Origin of the sequence: Haloarcula rubripromontorii (genome assembly GCF_001280425.1) — an archaeon.
GTDB classification, from domain to species: domain Archaea; phylum Halobacteriota; class Halobacteria; order Halobacteriales; family Haloarculaceae; genus Haloarcula; species Haloarcula rubripromontorii.
The window spans coordinates 478935-495411 of the sequence record NZ_LIUF01000001.1 but is presented as its reverse complement, the minus strand read 5'-3'; the positions used below and the strand labels follow the sequence as shown (position 1 = coordinate 495411).

The following is a 16477-nucleotide window of genomic DNA, read 5'->3' as shown; positions in this document are numbered from 1 at the left end:
ATGGCTCTGACAAGTTCCCTCCCAGTGGTTGGACGTGTTCCGCCGGTCATTCGACGCGCGACGGCCGCCGGCGTGTTCTGTACGGCGGTCTTTCTGCCGGTGATGTACGTCCTCTTGCACGCGTACGTCGTCCTCACAGTAAGCGTCGGTCCCGTCGATACGCTCGACGGGCTGATAGACTTCGCCCTCGTCGCCGGTGGCGCGACAACGTTCATCGCGGGGTTCCTTTCGCAGTGCGTTCTCGGAACTGTGGGCGCTGAGGCGACTGCGTAGCGACATCGAAGCGGCGAAGAAGTGCGCTTTTACGCGCTGACCGAGGAGTGTCGTGTATGACAACACGCGGGGAGACACTGCAACTGGCGACGCGGGGCTCTGACCTCGCGTTGCGCCAGGCGGCGACGGTTCGGGATTCGCTGAGCAGTCGCCGACTGGCGGTCGAACTCGTCGAGGTGGAGACGACGGGCGACCAAATACGGGACGAACTCATTCACCGACTGGGGAAAACCGGCGCGTTCGTACGCAGCCTCGACGAGAAGGTGCTTGCGGGCGAACTCGACGCGGCGGTCCACTCGATGAAGGACATGCCGACCGAACGGCCCGAGCGCCTCGTCGTCGCGGCGGTCCCCGAGCGGGCCGCCGCCGAGGACGTGCTGGTGACGCCCGACGGCCGCTCGCTCGATGAACTGCCGGACGGCGCGACTGTCGGCACGTCGAGCCTGCGACGCAAGGCGCAACTGCTCGCCGAGCGCGACGACCTCACCGTGGAACCGCTCCGGGGTAACGTCGACACGCGTCTCGCGAAACTACTGGCCCCGTCGCTCCAGCAGGAACATCAGGAGCGCCACGAGGCCGAACAGGAGCGGAAGGGCAACGCCGGCGACCCCGACACCGACGAAGACGAAGAACACCCCTACGACCGCACGGTCGAGGAGTGGTTCGACGACCTCACAGAGTTCGAACGGCGAGCGATGGAGCGGGACCCGGATATCGAGTACGACGCCATCGTGCTGGCGAAGGCGGGGCTTCACCGGGCCGGCCTCACGCGCTACGTCGGGATGTCCGACCTCGACCCCGAGCGGTTCGTGCCGGCTCCGGGCCAGGGCGCGCTGGCGGTAACCGCCGTCGACGGCGACCTCGCGCTGGATATCAAAGACCGACTCGACGACCCCCAGACCCGCGTCGAGACGACCGTCGAGCGGACGATTCTCGAAGAACTCGGCGGCGGCTGTGTCGCACCCATCGGCGTCCACGCCCACCTCGAAGGGGGAGTCGTCCACACGCGGGTGCGCGTCCTCTCACAGGACGGCACGGAGGAGGTCTCCGTCGGCCGTGACATCCCGGCTGAGTACCATATCGACGCGGCACAGGATCTCGCAGCGGAACTCGCCGACCAGGGCGCGGACGACCTCATCGCCGAGGCCAAGCGGGACTCGACGGCCGCGGACGATGACGCTTCAACGGCGCGGGAGGACGACGAGGAATGACGGATACTGCACCCGGCAAAGTGTACCTCGTTGGCTCCGGCCCCGGCGACCCGGACCTGCTGACAGTCAAAGCAAAGCGCCTGCTGGAGGAAGCCGACGTGGTGCTCCACGACAAGCTTCCCGGCCCCGAAATCATCGGGATGATTCCCGAGGAGAAACGCGAGGACGTGGGCAAACGCGCCGGCGGCGAGTGGACGCCACAGGAGTACACCAACGCCCGGCTGGTCGAACTGGCCGAAGAAGGCAACACCGTCGTCCGTCTGAAGGGCGGCGACCCGACGGTCTTTGGCCGCGGCGGCGAGGAACTGGCCCACCTCGCGGAGAACGGCATCCCGGTCGAGGTCGTCCCCGGCATCACGAGCGCCATCGCCGGCCCCGAGGCCGCCGGCATCCCGGTCACACATCGGGACTACACCTCCTCCGTCTCCTTCGTCACGGGCCACGAGGACCCCACGAAGGACGAGTCCGCCGTCGACTGGGAGGCCCTGGCCGCGACCGGCGGCACGCTCGTCGTCCTGATGGGCGTCGGCAAGCTGCCGCAGTACACCGACGCCCTGCGTGAGGCGGGCATGGACCACGACACCCCCGTGGCGCTCGTCGAGCGGGCGACCTGGCCCGACCAGCAGGTCGCCACCGGGACGCTCGACACTATCGTCTCGGTCCGCGACGAGGCCGGCATCGAACCGCCGGCAATCACCGTCATCGGCGAGGTGGCCGGCGAGCGCGAGCGGGTGGTAGAGTTCCTGGAGGGGTACTGATGCGCGAGGAACCGCGCCTCCGCGTGGCCGCGTTCCGCCCCGACGACGACCGCCTCGACGACGCGGTCGAACTCATCGAATCGCTCGGTGCCGACCCGGTTCCGGACCCGATGCTGGCCGTCGAGTCGACGACGCCCGACGGGGACGAAGCCGACGATGGCCAAGTCACGCCACGCACCGACGCCGACTACGTCGTCCTGACGAGCAAGACCGGCGTCGAACTCGCCGCCGCGGCCGGCTGGGACCCCGGCGAGGCGACGGTGTGTGCCATCGGCGAGTCGACCGCCGCGGCGCTTCACGAGGCCGGCTACGGCGTCGACATCATCCCCGCGGAGTACTCCTCGACCGGACTGGTCGAAACGCTTTCCGGGGCGGTGGCCGGCGCGAGAGTCGAGGTCGCCCGGTCGGACCATGGCTCCGCCGTGCTGACCGACGGGCTGGAAGCGGCCGGCGCGTACGTCCACGAGACAATCCTCTACCGGCTGGTCCGGCCGCCGGAATCGGGCGAGTCCGCGGCGCTGGCAGCGAGCGGGGACCTCGACGCGGCGCTGTTTACCTCCTCGCTCACCGTCGAGCACTTCCTCGATGCGGCCGCCGAGCGCGGGGTCCGCGAGGCCGCTATCGACGGACTGAACGAGGCGACTGTCGGCGCAATCGGCGAGCCGACGCGAGAGACGGCCGAGGCCGCCGGCATCTCGGTCGATGTCGTTCCCGACCAGGCCGACTTCGAGGCGCTGGCCTGTGAGGCCGTCGAGGCGGCCGCTCCGACACACCACGAGTAACGCGGCTGTGGTCGGGTTACTCCGCCGCTTCTTCGACGGCTTCGCGCTCGTCCATCTCGGCCCGCAACGTCGCCAGTTCGTTCTCGACGGCCCGCTCGCTGGAGAGGCGGTCGAGTTCCTGGTCGATGGAGTCGCCCCCGTCGAGTACGGATTCGAGGTCGCCGCTCGCTTCGAGTTCCTCCAGCGCGGCCGCCCGCGCCTCCATCTGCTCGGTGCGCTCCGTGGCTCGCTCGATGGACCGGTGGACGTCGGCCATCGTATCGCCAGCGCCGGTAAAGGCCTCAGAGACCCGCGCCGACGCCTCGGCGGCCTGATAGCGGGCTTTCATGGTCTCTTTCTTCGTGCGGAACTGCTCTATCTGGCTACTGAGTTCGGCCCGCTTGCCGACCAGCCGGTCCTGTGTCTCCTGCAGGTCGTCTATCTGGCCCGACAGCTCCGTAATCTGGCTGACGTTGACCTGCTTTTTCTCTAGCGCCCGGCGCGCGAGGTCCTCGCGGCCCTCCTGCAGGGCGGCCCGGGCCTGCGTGTCGTGTTTCTCGACGTTCGACCGCAGGCGGTTCCGGTGGATCTCCAGGCGTTTCTTCTGGGTCGTCACGTCGGCGATACCGCGGGTCACGTCCTGTAGCTCGTCCCGCATCTGTTCGTAGGAGTAGTCCAGTTCCGCTGCTGGGTCCGATGTCCGGTTGAGCAGGGCGTTGAGCTTGGCCCGGACCGCGAACGCGAACCGCCGGAGCAGGCTCATCGCGCCCGCTCCGCCGGAGAGATAACTCGATTCGGCACCGACTGTTGTTCGGTCGTGACAGCAGCCATATTCCATCGTATGACTGACATCACTATAATAACAGGGTATTACTCGGTTTAATACGTGTTTAACCGATTACAACGACAGAAACCTGTGGCTAGTCGACTGTACCGTCTTGTTACTTGATGGTACCGGAAGCAACTAACAACCCACTATGACACAGGCCCTGTTGCACACGGCCGACACGCTAGGGCTCGCATTGACACATCTACCGGGGGCAGCCGCGGTCGCGCCTGCGATAGAGACCGACAACGCGATGGACGTTGTCGGTCCGCCCGGCAGTGACCCGGATCAGGGCCTTACCTTCGCGATGGCAGGGGCCGGTGCGTAGGCTGATGGACGGGAAACTACTTGCCGTCGTCGTCGCGCTCTTATTTGCAGGCGTCGGCGGCGCGTTCGTCGCCGGCCTCGACGCGTCCCAAGCCGAAAGGAGCGACGAGGATACCTCGGAGTTCTCGACGGCGACCACCGAAGCCACCGAAAGCGACACTGCCCCCTCCGATACTGGGGATTCTGATGGCGGCGTGGCACGCACCCCACCGTTCGCGTTCACCGTTGACGCAATCGAGGGGTGCGGCCGGACCTGTCGAGACGTGACCTCGACGCTGACAAACCAGCAGAACAGCACGGCCGCAGATGTCACGGTCTACACGGGGATTTACGCCGGCAACACCACCGACGGCGACGTGGTCTGGGAAGGCTCCGAAGACGTGGGCACGCTCGAAGCGGGGGCGTCCTACACCACGACCCGCCGCGTCGACCTGTCGTTCGGCGATGCCGTCGCCATCCAACGGGCTGGCGGCTGGATTACCATCCGGACGACCATCGAGACAGCCGACCGGACCGTCACGCTCACCAGTCGGCGGAAGGTCGCCTGACGAGTCGGGCCGGCTTCCACGGAGCGCCCGCACGTCTGAACGTTTTTATCCGGGAGCGCACCAATCTCCGGTACGATGACTACGACCGGCCCCGTTCCAGCGCTCGCCGACCGTGCGGCCGCCTGCGCCGACCGCCTCCGGGCGGCTGACCGCGTGTTGCTGGCCTCTCATATCGACGCCGACGGGCTGACCAGCGCCGCCATCGCCACCGCGGCGCTATCGCGGGCCGGTATCTCCGTCGAGACTGTGTTCAAGAAGCAACTCGATGCAGCCGAAATCGAGAGCATCGCAGCCCGCGAGTATGACACTGTCCTGTTCACCGACTTCGGCTCGGGCCAGCTAGATGTCATCTCTGAGCACGTCGCCGCGGGTGATTTCGAGGCAATCATCGCCGACCACCACCAGCCGTCCGACCCGGACGACTGCCACCCCGACGCGGTCAGCGGTACTGACGGCTACGCCGACTTCGAGACCCACCTGAATCCGCTCCTCGAAGGCATCAACGGCGCGTCTGAGCTGTCGGGTGCGGGCGCGGCGTACGTCCTCGCCCGCGCGCTCTCGACCGGGGAGACGGACAACCGCGACCTCGCCGCGCTCGCGGTCGTTGGCGCGGTCGGGGACATGCAGGCCGTCGGCGGCGAACTCGTGGGGACCAACGCCGCCCTCGTCGAGGAGGGGGTCGACGCCGGCGTGCTGGAGGAGGGGACCGATCTCTCGCTGTACGGCAAACAGACCCGGCCGTTGCCGAAGCTGCTTGAGTACGCAACCGAAGTGCCGATTCCGGGCATCTCGAACGACCAGGCCGGCGCGACACGGTTCCTGGAAGGGCTCGGGCTGGACCTGAAAGCCGACGGCGACTGGCGAACGTGGGCGGACCTCTCCGACGACGAACGCCAGACCGTCGCCAGCGGGCTGGTCCAGCGTGCCGTCGAGCGCGGCGTCCCGGCGGACAAGATCGAGACGCTCATCGGCACGACCTACACGCTGACCACGGAACCGCGCGGGACGGAACTCCGGGACGCGAGCGAGTTCTCGACGCTCCTGAACGCCACGGCCCGCTACGAGCGGGCGGACGTGGGACTGGCGGTCTGTCTCGGCGAGCGCGATGCGCCGCTTGAACGGGCGCGGACGCTGTTGTCGAACCACCGCCGGAACCTCTCGGAGGGACTCACGCTCGTCACGGAGCGCGGCGTCACGCAGGCCGGCTCAGTCCAGTGGTTCGACGCCGGCGACGCTATCCGCGAGACTATCGTCGGCATCGTCGCCGGGATGGCGCTGGGGACCGACGGCGTCGACTCGGACAAGCCGATTATCGCGTTCGCCAGTACTGACGAAGACGAGACGAAAGTGTCATCTCGGGCGACCGGTCCGCTGGTGGGCCGGGGCGTCGACCTGTCAGTCGTGATGCGCGACGCCGCTCAGTCCGTCGGTGGTGACGGCGGCGGGCACGACATCGCGGCGGGCGCGACCATCCCGGCCGGGGAGGAGTCGGCGTTTATCGAGGCGGCCGACGAGATTATCACCGACCAGATATCGTAATCGAAACATAGCAAACCGCGCGGTAGTGAGACTGACGACGTTGTCACCAGTATCAGCAATAAAAGCTATACGTCCGCTTCTCCGAACACCCCACGATGGACTCTCGGGGCCTGTTCGATATTGCACTCGTCATCGTTGCCGGCCTGCTAGCCTACACTGAAACGTTCGGCTTCGCGAACCCGCGGACAACGCTGCAAGAGATTCTCGCAGCTATCGCCGGACTGGACATCCGCGTCTTTCTCGTCATCGGTGGCATCTTCGGCATCTGTTTCGTCGCGTACCTCACGATGTATCTCCCCCGGAAGGACGCACGCACGATACAACGCTGAACATCGGGCCATCTTTATTCCCGGCCCCGTACCGTTCTGGCAATGACAGAGTTCGATCCCAAGAAATTCGAAGACAAGTACGCGAACTACTTCCCGGAGCTCCAGAAGGCCTACAAGAACGCCTTCGAGCGGATGAACGACACGTACGACTCCGAGCTGGTCCACGCCATCGACCAGCAGATCCTCAACGAGTCAGAGCCGTTCTACGAGGACGGCGAGTTCAGCGTCGAACTACCCGAAGACCCGACGGAACGGCTCTCAGCGGTCATCGTCGACGACGAGAAACTCGACGCTGTGCTTTCCGAATATATCGACGAGATCGAGCGCGAACTGCGCCGCGTGTTCGATCTCGACGACTGACTGCATTCGCCGCGGTTCGGCGGGTTCTACCAGTATTTCCAACGAAAGCGCCCGGTGACGCCCTACTCGTCGGACATCACAGTCTCGTTCGGTTCGGGCGTCAGAGTTGAATCCGGCTCGGATGGCAGTGCGCCGCTACCGCCCGTTCCGGTACCGGGGAGCGAGCCGCCGGGACCGGAATCATCTGATTCTGGTGGCTGTGGCGCGTCTTCGGGTGATTTCTCTCCTGTGACGAGGAAGTCAAGCAGGTTCCCGACCAGTTGTTCGTTGTCGGCCCGGTAGAGGAACTCCTGCGTGAACACGCTCGTATCACCGACGGTGGCGACGTTCCCCGAGCGGGCAACGACGCCGTACGTGTCCTGTCGCCGGGTTTTCGAGAGCGTTGTCTGTTCCGTCGTCGTGAGTGCGGTGTCTCCGCCCTGAACGGGGATCGCGGCGTAGAAGACCGCTCGGTCGACGCCTTCGGCGAGGTCCGTCTCGCCCGTCGGCGTCGCGTAGACGTTCTGGTAGTTCGTGTCGTACTCGTGCATATTGTACAGGTAGCCGTTCCCGTACGAGAGGCCGTACTGGCTCGCCAGTGGGGCCATCGGCTTGGTTACGCTATCCGACCGAATCGGGCCGAACAGTCCCAAGCCGGCGGGACTCGCCTGTGACGGCTCGTTCAGCAAGAGTACGCGACCGCCCGCGTCGCTGAACGCGGAGAGGCCGTTCAGTTCGCTCTCAGTGTAGCGCTGTTCTGCCCCGAGAACGACGAGGGCGTCAGCCGAGCGGAGGGACTCGTTGAGCGGGCTCCCGCTCTGTCGCTCACCGACGTGGTAGCGGACAGTCGCTCCGTTCTCGGTCAGGGTCGAGACGAGCGGCGTGAGCGCTTCGCGGTCGATATCGCCGGCGTGAGCGACGTCAATAACGACGACCTTCCCGGACGCGTCGGCCGACATCGAGAGTTCACCGCTCTCGTCTGCCGGCATCGCGACGGACTCGCCGCTGTTGAACGACGGGGCGTTCACCTGGGACACATCGGGGGCTGACTGTGCGCCGCCACCAACCGCGACGGTGCCGACAATCACCGACAGGACGAGTATCCCAGCGAAAAACCCTGCTCGAATGACTGGACTCGAACGTGAGCTATCGGCTGACATTTCAGGCACCTCCCTGTGCGGTGCTGTTGTAGACGACCTGTTGATTCTCCGGCGTGCCGTATATCATGAGGAAGTGGACTGTGTCGACGCCCTGGAACGTGTACGGTGCGCCCTTGGCGGCGACGGTCGCGTTCCCACCGGCGTCACTCCCGCCGGTGAGGAGGAACAGCCCCTGTGGGTCTGCGGGGTTGTGGTACACGACCTGATACTCCGAGAGGCCAGCAGCGTCGGCTGCGCCGGCTATCGCGGCTTCGAGGCCGCCGACTTCATCTGCGTAGCCGGTCTGGACCGCGCGACCGCCCTGATACGCCGAGGCTTCGGCGACGGTCTCTCGGGAGACGTTGAGCCTGTCACCGCGTTCGGTCATGACCGCACCGACAAAGGCTCGTTTCATCGATTCGAGGCTGGCGTAGTACTGGTCTCGTGTCATCCCTCGATGGGCCTTGTCGGGGCCAGTAGTGGCGGCGGGGCTCAGCCCGTCACTCGGTGCAGTTCCGATGACGCCGACGTGGCCGACGAGGCTGGCCGGCGTCACGTAGATGCGGTCGCTCGGGACCGCGGTGTAGTACGCGCCAGAGGCGGCGTACTGGTCGACGCTCGTGTACACCGGCTTCTCCGCTGCGAGCCGTTTGACGGCCAGATACATGGATTCACTGGAGGCGGCGCTTCCCCCGGGACTCGATATCCGGAGGACGACCGCTTCAACTGACTCGTTGCTGCGGAGTTCACGGAGCTGCTGTACCGTGTCCTGTGAGCTAGAACTGGAAATCGTTTCGTCGATATTCACTACAGCGACGTACTGTTCGTCACCCTCGGCGACCGACGCCGCATACGGTACGACGGCGGCACCAATGAGAATGGCAATAACCGCAAGTACCGTGTACGACTGGAGGGCAGTCGCGACCCGTCTATCGATTGGGTTGTTCATACGACAACATCGATTCGCTGTCACGTCGGCCTAATAAAAGCATAGCCTGAACTGCTGGCCCAGAAGTCGCCATCCCGGAACGACATGGGAAGTTTCCTTACTATCGACCTGTAACCGGCGACTATGGACCAACGAAAGCCGCCAGCCACGGAAGAGGGCTGGTACGCGCTGCACGACTGCCGGAGCATCGACTGGGACGCCTGGCGCGAGGCCCCCCAGCGAGTCCGCGACCGTGCGCTCTCAGAGGGGATCGGCTTCCTCGACGCCTACGAAGCCGTCGAAGACGCCGAGGAGGGCCAGACGGCGGTGTACACCGTTATGGGCCACAAGGCCGACATCATGATCCTCCACCTGCGGCCGACGATGGGAGACCTCGACGCGGCCGAACGGCACTTCGAGCAGACGGAGTTCGCCGCCTTCACCGAGCGGGAGTTCTCCTACGTCTCCGTGACGGAAGCCTCGGGGTACACCGAGAAGTCCCGCGAGTACTTCGAGGGTGAGGTTGACGACGACTCCGGGCTGGCTCAGTACATTCAGGCCCGGCTCCACCCCGACGTGCCGGACGAGGAGTTCGTCTGCTTCTACCCGATGAGCAAGCGCCGCCAGCCCGACCAGAACTGGTACGACACCTCCTTCGAGGAGCGGGCGGCCCACATCAAGCGGCACGGCGACATCGGCCGGACCTACGGCGGCGACGTGAACCAGATGATCGCCGGCTCCATCGGCTTCGACGACTGGGAGTGGGGCATCACGCTCTGGAGTGACGACATGCGCCACATCAAGGAGCTGCTGACGGAGATGCGTTTCGACCCCTCGACCTCGCAGTTCGCCGAGTTTGGCCCCTTCTACGTCGGCCGGAAGTTCGACCCGTCCGAGTTGCCGGCCGTGCTGGCCGGCCAGCGGGTGCCGACCGACGACGAGTTCGCTCCCGAGACGCCGACGGACGTTGCGGAACACGAGCATGCGCCGACTGCTGCCGGCGCGAGTCACGGCCACGCCGAAGAGCCGGCGGCGAGCGGCGCACAGACAGGGGCACACGCCGGCGGAGACACCGACAGCCACGGCGGCACCCATCCCGGGAGCGCCAGTGAGGGCGACCATCCGCACTCCGAGGAGTCGACCGACGAAGACGGCTCGGACTCGTCGAGTAGTTCGGGCGGCCGGCCGGACGTCTCAGCCGACTTTGAGGAGGTCGACGACGCGGAACAGCGGCTCGGCCGACTGGGACTGCACGAGGGCGACGCGTACGACGCCGGCGACTACGCGCTGGTGTTCCATTCCTCGGCCGATGCGGAGGACATCGTCGACGACGTGTCCGACCTTGAGAGCAACTTCGACCACTACGACCGCCACGTCCGGACGGCCGTGCGCGCCGACAGCGGCCAGACCTACGTCGTCAGCATCTGGACGGCGAAAGACGCCGCCGAGACAGCAGCCGGGTTCCTGAAAGATATCGACGGTGTCGACGAGCAACTCGGCGGCTCCCTCGGCGAGGGGGTCGAGAGCGACGAGACTGCGGACGGCAGCGACGCCCAGACCGCCGAGTCATCGCAGTCCATCCGCGAGACGCTCGAATCAGCGGGCGTCTACGCCGGCCAGCCACACGGCGAGGACGTGTACGCTCTCGTGGTGTACTCCGAGGCTGACGCCGAGACGCTCGACTCGGAGGTCGCGGACCTCCGGAGCGCGTTCGACCGCTACGACACCCACGTCCAGACGACGGTGTACGGCGACGCCAACGGCGACCTCTCGGCCGTCGCGTCGCTGTGGGACACCGAAGACGCCGCCCAGACCGCCAGCAACTACCTCACCGACCTGCCCGGCGTCGTCGGCCGCCACGGCGAGGGCGACGGGTTCGGGACGATGGGGATGTTCTACACGGTCAAGCCCGAGTACCACGACGACTTCGTCGAGAAGTTCGACACCGTCGGCGGCCTGCTCGAAGAGATGGACGGCCACCGCGAGACCTCGCTGCTGTTCAACCACGACGACGAGAACGACATGTTCATCGCCAGCCAGTGGGACTCACAGGAGGACGCGATGGCCTTCTTCCGCTCCGAGGAGTTCTCGGAGACGGTCGACTGGGGCCGGGACGTGCTGGCCGACCGACCGCGGCACGTGTTCCTCGCGTAAGCGCCCGGCTCCCATCGTTGTCCCGCGTCCGAATCACCGTCCGGCGACGAACCGGAGTCGTCGGTAATCGACTGTCCACGTCTCGGTCTCCGCGTCGTACAGCTCCGGCCGCAGGCGCTCCTCGACTTCATTGAGAACGGCACCGTGTTCGCTGTCGTCCACGGGAGCGAGAACTTCGTCGCCGAACATCTCGACCCACTCGCGCAGACCTGCGGGACCCCCGTCCAGTGTGGTCGGCCGGTCGAACAGCCACGCTGCAGTGACCTCCAGCCCGTGTGCTTCGAGCCGCGGCGTGTACTCCCCGATGCTTGGGAAGTACCACGGAATTTCGGTGTCGTAGCCCCGGTCAGCAAGTTCGGCCCGTACCGCTGCTTCGACCTGCGAGACGTTTCCCTGACCACCAAGCTCCGCGACGAAGCGGCCGTCAGCGGTCAGCGCATCGGCGACCATCGACAGGACGGCGTCGTGGTCCGCGCCCGGAATCCAGTGGAGAGCGGCGTTCGAGAACACGGCGTCGAAGCTCCTTTCGGGCTCGTACTCCCGGGCATCGGCGACTTCGAACGTCGGCTCGGGGTACTGTTCCCGGGCGCGGGTGACCATCTCTTCGGCGGCGTCGATGCCGACCACGTCAGCCCCGCAGTCGGCGATTTCGGCGGCCAGATGGCCGGTGCCACAGCCGATGTCGAGGACGCGCTCACCTGGCTGGGGGTCCAGCAGTTCCACCACGTCCGCTCCGTACTCTGCAACGAAGCCGTGGCCACCGTCGTAGTCGTCAGGGTCCCACTCGTTGTCGGGCATATCGGCTCTGGTGACTGGCAGCGGTGAAAAGATGTCGGCGGCGTGCGAGTTGTTCTCAGTCGTCGTCTTCGGTCGTCGTCCGGTCGATGTCCTTCTCGCCGAAGTAGATCTCCGCGCCGTCCTGTGCCACCTTCTCGGCGAGGACGGCACACTTGACCCGCATCGGCGAGATGTCGACGCCGAGCATCTCCGTGATGTCGTCGCGGTCCATCGCTTGCAGGTCCTCGACCGCCATCCCAGCCAGTTCCTGTGAGAGCATCGACGCGGAAGCCTGTGAGATGGCACAGCCGTCGCCCTGGAAGGCGACCTGCTCGACTGTCTCCTCGTCCTCGTCGAGGACAACGTCCATCCGTATCTCGTCGCCGCACATCGGGTTCTCGCCGATGTGGGTAAACGTCGGGTCCTCGATCTCCCCGTAGTTCCGGGGGTTCTTGTAGTGATCGAGGATCTGCTGCCGGTACATATCCGAGCCACCGATACCCATAATTGAACTATGATACGGCTGTCAGTCGGAAAAACGTTCCGAGGTATCTGTTCGCACGCTGTCTGTCCGGTCGCCACAATGGCCATCAGAGGCCGTGCAAGCAGACGGACCGGCGGCACAGCAGCGGCAGGATTTATTATTGCTATCTGTTTCTATCACTCCGTGGCAGGGAACGATGCTTCGTCTCCGGGTGCAGATGCCCCCGCTGTTCGACCCGTGGGGTTCGTCAGCGATGCGCCGGTGATCCGACAGATCGGTGACCGGGCGCTGTATCTCGGAAACAAACACGCCGCACGACCCGACACACACGACCAGACCTTCGACTACGTGCTTTCGGCGACGAGCGAGGTGTACCCGCTCACGACCGCTCACCACCCGCTCACGGACGGCCCGGGAAACGAATGGGCGGCGTTTGAGGCGGCCGTCGACACCGCTCGCCGCTTCGTCCGAGCGGACGGTCCGGCACTGATTCACTGCAAGGCCGGCGTCTCCCGGAGTTCGACGCTGCTTGCGACCGCCCTCGCTGCTGAGGAAGGCCGTCCACTCGCTGACGCGCTGGCGGACGTGCAGGCGGTGCGACCGATTGCGACGCCAAACCCCGCGCTGTATGAACTGGCTGTTATCTACCTTGCGGCGGACCACTGAATCCAGCTATCCTATAGACGGAGACAGCGGCACGATACGGCGACTCCAGGTCCGACTGCAAAGCGCACTCTCTCCGTTCTGACGGAGACGAAGAGTACGATTACGTGAACAGCTGACGCGCGTCGTCGATAGCCGAAACGAGCTTGTCCACTTCCTCACGCGTGTTGTAGATGTAGAACGAGGCTCGCGCGGAGGCAGGGACGCCCATCTTGTCGTGGAGGGGCTGGGTGCAGTGGTCGCCGGCGCGGATGGCGACGGCGGAGTCGTTGAGGATAGAGGAGAGGTCGTGGGCGTGGACCGAATCGAGGTTGAACGAGACGAGGCCGCCGCGTTCCGTTCCTGCGGACGGACCGTACGTGTCGACATCACCTTCGGCCTGCAGTTGTTCCAGCGTGTACTGGGCGAGCTGTTCCTCGTGGCGCTGGATTCGTTCCATGCCGATGTCGTCGAGGTAGTCACAGGCCTCCGCCAGCGCGATGCCCTGACAGATGACCGGCGTGCCGGCCTCGAACTTCCAGGGGAGGTCGTTCCAGCTGGCGTCCTCGAAGGTGACTTTCTTGATCATCTCGCCGCCGTAGAGGTACGGCTCCATCTCCTCGAGAATGTGTTTCTTGCCGTAGAGGACGCCGATGCCGGTCGGGCCGGCCATCTTGTGTCCCGAGAAGGCCAGGAAGTCGGCGTCGATTTCCTCCACGTCGACCGGCCGGTTCGGGACCGACTGTGCGCCGTCGACGAAGATGTACGAATCGTGGTCGTGGGCGATGTCGGCCAGTTCCGAGACGGGGTTGACGGTCCCGAGCGTGTTCGAGACGTGGACGACACTGACCATCGCGGTGTCGTCGGTGATGATTTCCCGGGCGTGGTCCATGTCGAGGGTGCCGTCTTCCTCGACGCTGATGTAGCGGCAGGTCGCACCGGTCTTCTTGGCGATCTGCTGCCAGGTGACCAGCGAGGCGTGGTGTTCCATCTCCGTGAGGACGACCTCGTCCTCGGGGCCGAGTTCGTTCAGCCCCCAGGCGTAGGCGACGAGGTTCTCGCTCTCCGTGGTGTTCTTGGTGAAGACGATTTCCTCGCGCTCGCCCGACGCGCCGATGAACTCGGCGACACGGTCGTGGGCGTCCTCGTAGGCGACGCTGGCCTCCTGACTGAGCTGGTGGAGACCGCGGTGGACGTTGGCGTTCGTCGTCCGGTAGTAGTCCGCGATGGTCTCGACGACCGGCTCAGGTGTTTGCGTGGTGGCTGCGTTGTCGAGGTACACCACTTGTTCGCCGCCGAACTCGCGCTGGAGGATGGGGAAGTCCTCGCGGATACGCTCCACGTCCAGTAGTTCAGATTCAGCGTGTCCCATTAGTTCTGTTCAGGGGCTCAACAGGCAACATTCCTTCGGTTCACCTAGAACTCTTCCCGTCCGGTAGCGGCCGTTCCTCGCCCTATTCGGAGTCCGACTCGGACACGGATTTGGCAGCCATCGCGTGCTGTTCCCGGTAGGTCTCAAGCAGGTAGTTGTCCCAGACGAGGTCCCCGAGGACGTGGGCGTACAGGACGAGGGCGGTAAACAGCGCCAGCGGCTCGGAAACGAGCCAGAGGCCGAACACGGCCACGCCGCCGATGAGATGGTGACTGAGGAGCCGCTGGAGCGGCCAGAGGTCCTGCGGGTCGAAGATTTCGTCCTGATCGAGCACCGCGATCTTCGGGTTTCGGAGACAGTGCCAGAGCGCGGCCCAGTCGCCGGTCTCCAGTCGAGCCACGGCGAAGTGGTCGATGTCGATGGCGACGCCGACGATGACCGCGTAACCGACAGCGGCCCACCAGGGAAGGGGGACCGGCAGGACGACAACGCCAGCGGCTCCGACCGCCGCAGAGACGATGGCGTGGTCTCGAGAATACATACGTGTCTCTGTCGGCGGGCGTGTGCAAAGACTGTCGGGGTCGAGCGTGCGGTAGCGACCTTACATCCAGAGCAACTGCGCGTGGCGCGTCTCGCCCAGGTCGAGGACGTTCTCCTCGTCAACGAAGCCGTGTTCGAGGGCGACGCTGACGGCGTCGTCGCCGACGATGTTGGCGACCGAACACCGGGTGAGACTGTCGACAATTTCGTCTTCGGTAGCCGTTTCGCCGCCGTAGAACTCTTCGTTGACGGTGAGTGACACGGGGCCGTTCTCGAACGTTTCGCCTATGATGTCCGGGTCACAGACCGAGACGAGCAACCCTTCGTCGGTGTCGCGTTCGTTGAGTATCATTCAAGCAGTTGCTGTTCGGCCTCCTCGCGCATCTCGTCGACTTCCTCGGCCAGCTCCTCCGCGCGGTCGAACTCGCCGACCTCTTCGAGGGCGCGGGCCTTCTCTTCGAGCACGTCGGCGTTCCGGAAGCCCAGGCGGACGGCGTTGTCGAACGCGTCGATGGCCTCGTCGGCCAGCCCGCGTTCGAGCAGGAAGAAGCCACGGTTGTACCACCCCTCGCCGAAGCGAGGGTCGATTTCGACGGCGCGTTCGGCGTGTTCGAGCGCCTGTTCGGAGCGGCCGGATTTCCACAGCGCGTACGCCAGGTTCGTCTCCGCCGTGGCGGCGTGATCGGACTCCTCGTCGAAGTTGAGTGCTTCCTTGTACGCGCCGATGGCGGCGTCCCACTCTTCGAGTTCCGCGTGGGCCGCGCCCTTGTTCGTCCAGGCCTCCTGTTTGAGCCGGTCGTCGTCCGTGTACTGGGCGACCCGCTCGAAGGTCTCCGCGGCTTGCTCGTGGCGGTTGATGTGCATGTACTCCAGCCCGACATCGAGCAGCTGCTCGGGGTCGACGGCGTCAGAGGAGATGTTCCGCTGGTCCAGCAGGTCAGTGACGACACGGGAGTCGACGGGGTCGACCTTGTCCGGGTCCACCTCGAACTCCGGCGGTTCGAGATCGAACCCCTCGTAGGGGTCGTCGAACCCCTGCCCCTCGGAGAAAGCGTGGTCGTCGTCGTGGTCTGTCATACCTCCTGATTGACGGCCAATCCGGTTAAGGGCTACGTCCACGGCTCGTGAAGATGTAGGTGTCCTGCGACCGGATTATCGGGTATGCGGGACCCACTGGCAGTAGACGCGTTGCTTGTCTTTTTCGGGGGTGTGTTCGCGGTCGTTGGCTGGGCTGTTATCTCCTCGAATGGGGCTCCGCTGTCACTGTCCGCTGCCGGAGCGGGCGTCGCTGGAACGGTCGTTCTGGCGGCCCTCGTCGGACGCTACTACGTGCAGCTATCGGGGCTCTGGCGCTGGGTGTCCAGTCCGGCAGAGACGCCCCGAGAACGAGCACGGGTGGGTCTCCTGATTGTGACGGCCATCTTCGCTCGGCTCTCCCTCACACTGCTGCCGGACACCGCCATCCCCGCTCTCTTCGGCGGCGCGGTCGCAATGGTCGCTCTGGGATTCGGACACGGTCTCTAGCGGTGG

21 protein-coding genes are annotated in these 16477 nt (G+C 65.4%); 12 read left to right on the top strand and 9 right to left on the bottom strand.

Annotated features, from left to right (window positions below):
* The first annotated feature begins 24 nt into the window (after positions 1-24).
* Genes AMS69_RS02580 through AMS69_RS02565 form a run of 4 tightly spaced genes read left to right on the top strand, consistent with a single transcriptional unit; the run spans position 25 to position 3024 of the window.
* Complete coding sequence (locus tag AMS69_RS02580; RefSeq protein ID WP_238378333.1) at positions 25-273, top strand: hypothetical protein; 249 nt, start codon at positions 25-27, stop codon at positions 271-273.
* A gap of 56 nt (positions 274-329) precedes the next feature.
* Positions 330-1484 (top strand): hydroxymethylbilane synthase, encoded by a 1155-nt coding sequence (gene hemC / locus AMS69_RS02575; protein ID WP_053966530.1) that lies wholly within the window; start codon positions 330-332, stop codon positions 1482-1484.
* Entirely contained in the window at positions 1481-2242 is a 762-nt protein-coding gene (gene cobA, locus AMS69_RS02570; RefSeq protein WP_053966529.1) for a uroporphyrinogen-III C-methyltransferase, read from the top strand. The genes hemC and cobA overlap by 4 nt, the downstream gene beginning before the upstream one ends.
* Positions 2242-3024, top strand: coding sequence for a uroporphyrinogen-III synthase (locus tag AMS69_RS02565; protein ID WP_053966528.1), 783 nt, complete (start codon positions 2242-2244; stop codon positions 3022-3024). The genes cobA and AMS69_RS02565 overlap by 1 nt, the downstream gene beginning before the upstream one ends.
* Positions 3025-3040: 16 nt before the next feature.
* On the opposite strand, the gene AMS69_RS02560 is transcribed toward AMS69_RS02565, so the two are convergent.
* Positions 3041-3766, bottom strand: a complete 726-nt coding sequence (locus tag AMS69_RS02560; RefSeq protein ID WP_053967015.1) for a PspA/IM30 family protein — start codon at positions 3764-3766, stop codon at positions 3041-3043.
* Positions 3767-3980: 214 nt separating this feature from the next.
* On the opposite strand from AMS69_RS02560, the gene AMS69_RS20065 reads away from it, so the two are divergent.
* From AMS69_RS20065 to AMS69_RS02540, 5 genes are all read left to right on the top strand, one after another.
* A complete protein-coding gene (locus AMS69_RS20065; RefSeq protein ID WP_155119931.1) occupies positions 3981-4157 on the top strand; it encodes a hypothetical protein in 177 nt (58 codons plus the stop codon).
* 4 nt (positions 4158-4161) lie between these two features.
* Positions 4162-4704, top strand: a complete 543-nt coding sequence (locus tag AMS69_RS02555) for a hypothetical protein (RefSeq protein ID WP_053966527.1) — start codon at positions 4162-4164, stop codon at positions 4702-4704.
* 75 nt (positions 4705-4779) lie between these two features.
* Positions 4780-6243 (top strand): single-stranded-DNA-specific exonuclease RecJ, encoded by a 1464-nt coding sequence (locus AMS69_RS02550; RefSeq protein WP_053966526.1) that lies wholly within the window; start codon positions 4780-4782, stop codon positions 6241-6243.
* A 95-nt stretch (positions 6244-6338) separates the two neighbouring features.
* Positions 6339-6572 carry a hypothetical protein gene (locus AMS69_RS02545; RefSeq protein ID WP_053966525.1) on the top strand — a complete coding sequence of 78 codons (234 nt, stop codon included), beginning with the start codon at positions 6339-6341 and terminating at the stop codon, positions 6570-6572.
* A 42-nt stretch (positions 6573-6614) separates the two neighbouring features.
* Positions 6615-6932, top strand: a complete 318-nt coding sequence (locus AMS69_RS02540; protein ID WP_053966524.1) for a DUF5783 family protein — start codon at positions 6615-6617, stop codon at positions 6930-6932.
* A 62-nt stretch (positions 6933-6994) separates the two neighbouring features.
* On the opposite strand, the gene AMS69_RS02535 is transcribed toward AMS69_RS02540, so the two are convergent.
* Together AMS69_RS02535 and AMS69_RS02530 are read right to left on the bottom strand one after the other, a co-directional pair.
* Complete coding sequence (locus AMS69_RS02535) at positions 6995-8071, bottom strand: DUF4350 domain-containing protein (RefSeq protein WP_053966523.1); 1077 nt, start codon at positions 8069-8071, stop codon at positions 6995-6997.
* 1 nt (position 8072) lies between these two features.
* Positions 8073-8999 carry a S49 family peptidase gene (locus AMS69_RS02530; protein WP_053966522.1) on the bottom strand — a complete coding sequence of 309 codons (927 nt, stop codon included), beginning with the start codon at positions 8997-8999 and terminating at the stop codon, positions 8073-8075.
* A gap of 123 nt (positions 9000-9122) precedes the next feature.
* Here AMS69_RS02530 and AMS69_RS02525 point away from each other — a divergent pair, with 123 nt between their 5' ends.
* A complete protein-coding gene (locus AMS69_RS02525) occupies positions 9123-11132 on the top strand; it encodes a heme-binding protein (RefSeq protein ID WP_053966521.1) in 2010 nt (669 codons plus the stop codon).
* 33 nt (positions 11133-11165) lie between these two features.
* Here the strand turns inward: AMS69_RS02525 and AMS69_RS02520 are convergent, their stop codons facing one another.
* Entirely contained in the window at positions 11166-11930 is a 765-nt protein-coding gene (locus AMS69_RS02520; RefSeq protein WP_053966520.1) for a class I SAM-dependent methyltransferase, read from the bottom strand.
* Positions 11931-11985: 55 nt separating this feature from the next.
* Positions 11986-12414, bottom strand: coding sequence for a Fe-S cluster assembly sulfur transfer protein SufU (sufU, locus tag AMS69_RS02515; RefSeq protein WP_053966519.1), 429 nt, complete (start codon positions 12412-12414; stop codon positions 11986-11988).
* Positions 12415-12630: 216 nt separating this feature from the next.
* On the opposite strand from sufU, the gene AMS69_RS02510 reads away from it, so the two are divergent.
* Positions 12631-13059, top strand: a complete 429-nt coding sequence (locus tag AMS69_RS02510) for a protein-tyrosine phosphatase family protein (protein WP_202904520.1) — start codon at positions 12631-12633, stop codon at positions 13057-13059.
* 100 nt (positions 13060-13159) lie between these two features.
* On the opposite strand, the gene AMS69_RS02505 is transcribed toward AMS69_RS02510, so the two are convergent.
* The 4 genes from AMS69_RS02505 to AMS69_RS02490 form a co-directional block, all read right to left on the bottom strand.
* Positions 13160-14407, bottom strand: coding sequence for an aminotransferase class V-fold PLP-dependent enzyme (locus tag AMS69_RS02505; protein ID WP_053966517.1), 1248 nt, complete (start codon positions 14405-14407; stop codon positions 13160-13162).
* 82 nt (positions 14408-14489) lie between these two features.
* Positions 14490-14948 (bottom strand): hypothetical protein, encoded by a 459-nt coding sequence (locus AMS69_RS02500; protein ID WP_053966516.1) that lies wholly within the window; start codon positions 14946-14948, stop codon positions 14490-14492.
* A 60-nt stretch (positions 14949-15008) separates the two neighbouring features.
* Positions 15009-15299: a DUF424 domain-containing protein gene (locus AMS69_RS02495; RefSeq protein WP_053966515.1), complete on the bottom strand. Its 291-nt coding sequence runs from the start codon at positions 15297-15299 to the stop codon at positions 15009-15011.
* Entirely contained in the window at positions 15296-16024 is a 729-nt protein-coding gene (locus tag AMS69_RS02490) for a tetratricopeptide repeat protein (RefSeq protein WP_008311183.1), read from the bottom strand. Before AMS69_RS02490 ends, AMS69_RS02495 begins: the two co-directional genes overlap by 4 nt.
* An 84-nt stretch (positions 16025-16108) precedes the next feature.
* Between AMS69_RS02490 and AMS69_RS02485 the strand changes: the two genes are divergently transcribed.
* Positions 16109-16471, top strand: a complete 363-nt coding sequence (locus AMS69_RS02485; protein ID WP_053966514.1) for a hypothetical protein — start codon at positions 16109-16111, stop codon at positions 16469-16471.
* Positions 16472-16477 lie beyond the last annotated feature (6 nt).

Excerpts from the sequence above, each read along its gene's own strand:
- AMS69_RS02555 (WP_053966527.1), top strand. The coding sequence starts at position 4,162 with ATGGACGGGAAACTACTTGCCGTCGTCGTCGCGCTCTTATTTGCAGGC.
- AMS69_RS02545 (WP_053966525.1), top strand. The coding sequence starts at position 6,339 with ATGGACTCTCGGGGCCTGTTCGATATTGCACTCGTCATCGTTGCCGGC.
- AMS69_RS02505 (WP_053966517.1), bottom strand. The coding sequence starts at position 14,407 with ATGGGACACGCTGAATCTGAACTACTGGACGTGGAGCGTATCCGCGAG.
- AMS69_RS02560 (WP_053967015.1), bottom strand. The coding sequence starts at position 3,766 with ATGAGCCTGCTCCGGCGGTTCGCGTTCGCGGTCCGGGCCAAGCTCAAC.
- AMS69_RS02530 (WP_053966522.1), bottom strand. The coding sequence starts at position 8,999 with ATGAACAACCCAATCGATAGACGGGTCGCGACTGCCCTCCAGTCGTAC.
- AMS69_RS02535 (WP_053966523.1), bottom strand. The coding sequence starts at position 8,071 with ATGTCAGCCGATAGCTCACGTTCGAGTCCAGTCATTCGAGCAGGGTTT.
- sufU (WP_053966519.1), bottom strand. The coding sequence starts at position 12,414 with ATGGGTATCGGTGGCTCGGATATGTACCGGCAGCAGATCCTCGATCAC.
- AMS69_RS02490 (WP_008311183.1), bottom strand. The coding sequence starts at position 16,024 with ATGACAGACCACGACGACGACCACGCTTTCTCCGAGGGGCAGGGGTTC.
- AMS69_RS02485 (WP_053966514.1), top strand. The coding sequence starts at position 16,109 with ATGCGGGACCCACTGGCAGTAGACGCGTTGCTTGTCTTTTTCGGGGGT.
- AMS69_RS02550 (WP_053966526.1), top strand. The coding sequence starts at position 4,780 with ATGACTACGACCGGCCCCGTTCCAGCGCTCGCCGACCGTGCGGCCGCC.
- AMS69_RS02525 (WP_053966521.1), top strand. The coding sequence starts at position 9,123 with ATGGACCAACGAAAGCCGCCAGCCACGGAAGAGGGCTGGTACGCGCTG.
- AMS69_RS02540 (WP_053966524.1), top strand. The coding sequence starts at position 6,615 with ATGACAGAGTTCGATCCCAAGAAATTCGAAGACAAGTACGCGAACTAC.
- AMS69_RS02500 (WP_053966516.1), bottom strand. The coding sequence starts at position 14,948 with ATGTATTCTCGAGACCACGCCATCGTCTCTGCGGCGGTCGGAGCCGCT.
- cobA (WP_053966529.1), top strand. The coding sequence starts at position 1,481 with ATGACGGATACTGCACCCGGCAAAGTGTACCTCGTTGGCTCCGGCCCC.
- AMS69_RS20065 (WP_155119931.1), top strand. The coding sequence starts at position 3,981 with ATGACACAGGCCCTGTTGCACACGGCCGACACGCTAGGGCTCGCATTG.
- AMS69_RS02565 (WP_053966528.1), top strand. The coding sequence starts at position 2,242 with ATGCGCGAGGAACCGCGCCTCCGCGTGGCCGCGTTCCGCCCCGACGAC.
- AMS69_RS02520 (WP_053966520.1), bottom strand. The coding sequence starts at position 11,930 with ATGCCCGACAACGAGTGGGACCCTGACGACTACGACGGTGGCCACGGC.
- hemC (WP_053966530.1), top strand. The coding sequence starts at position 330 with ATGACAACACGCGGGGAGACACTGCAACTGGCGACGCGGGGCTCTGAC.
- AMS69_RS02495 (WP_053966515.1), bottom strand. The coding sequence starts at position 15,299 with ATGATACTCAACGAACGCGACACCGACGAAGGGTTGCTCGTCTCGGTC.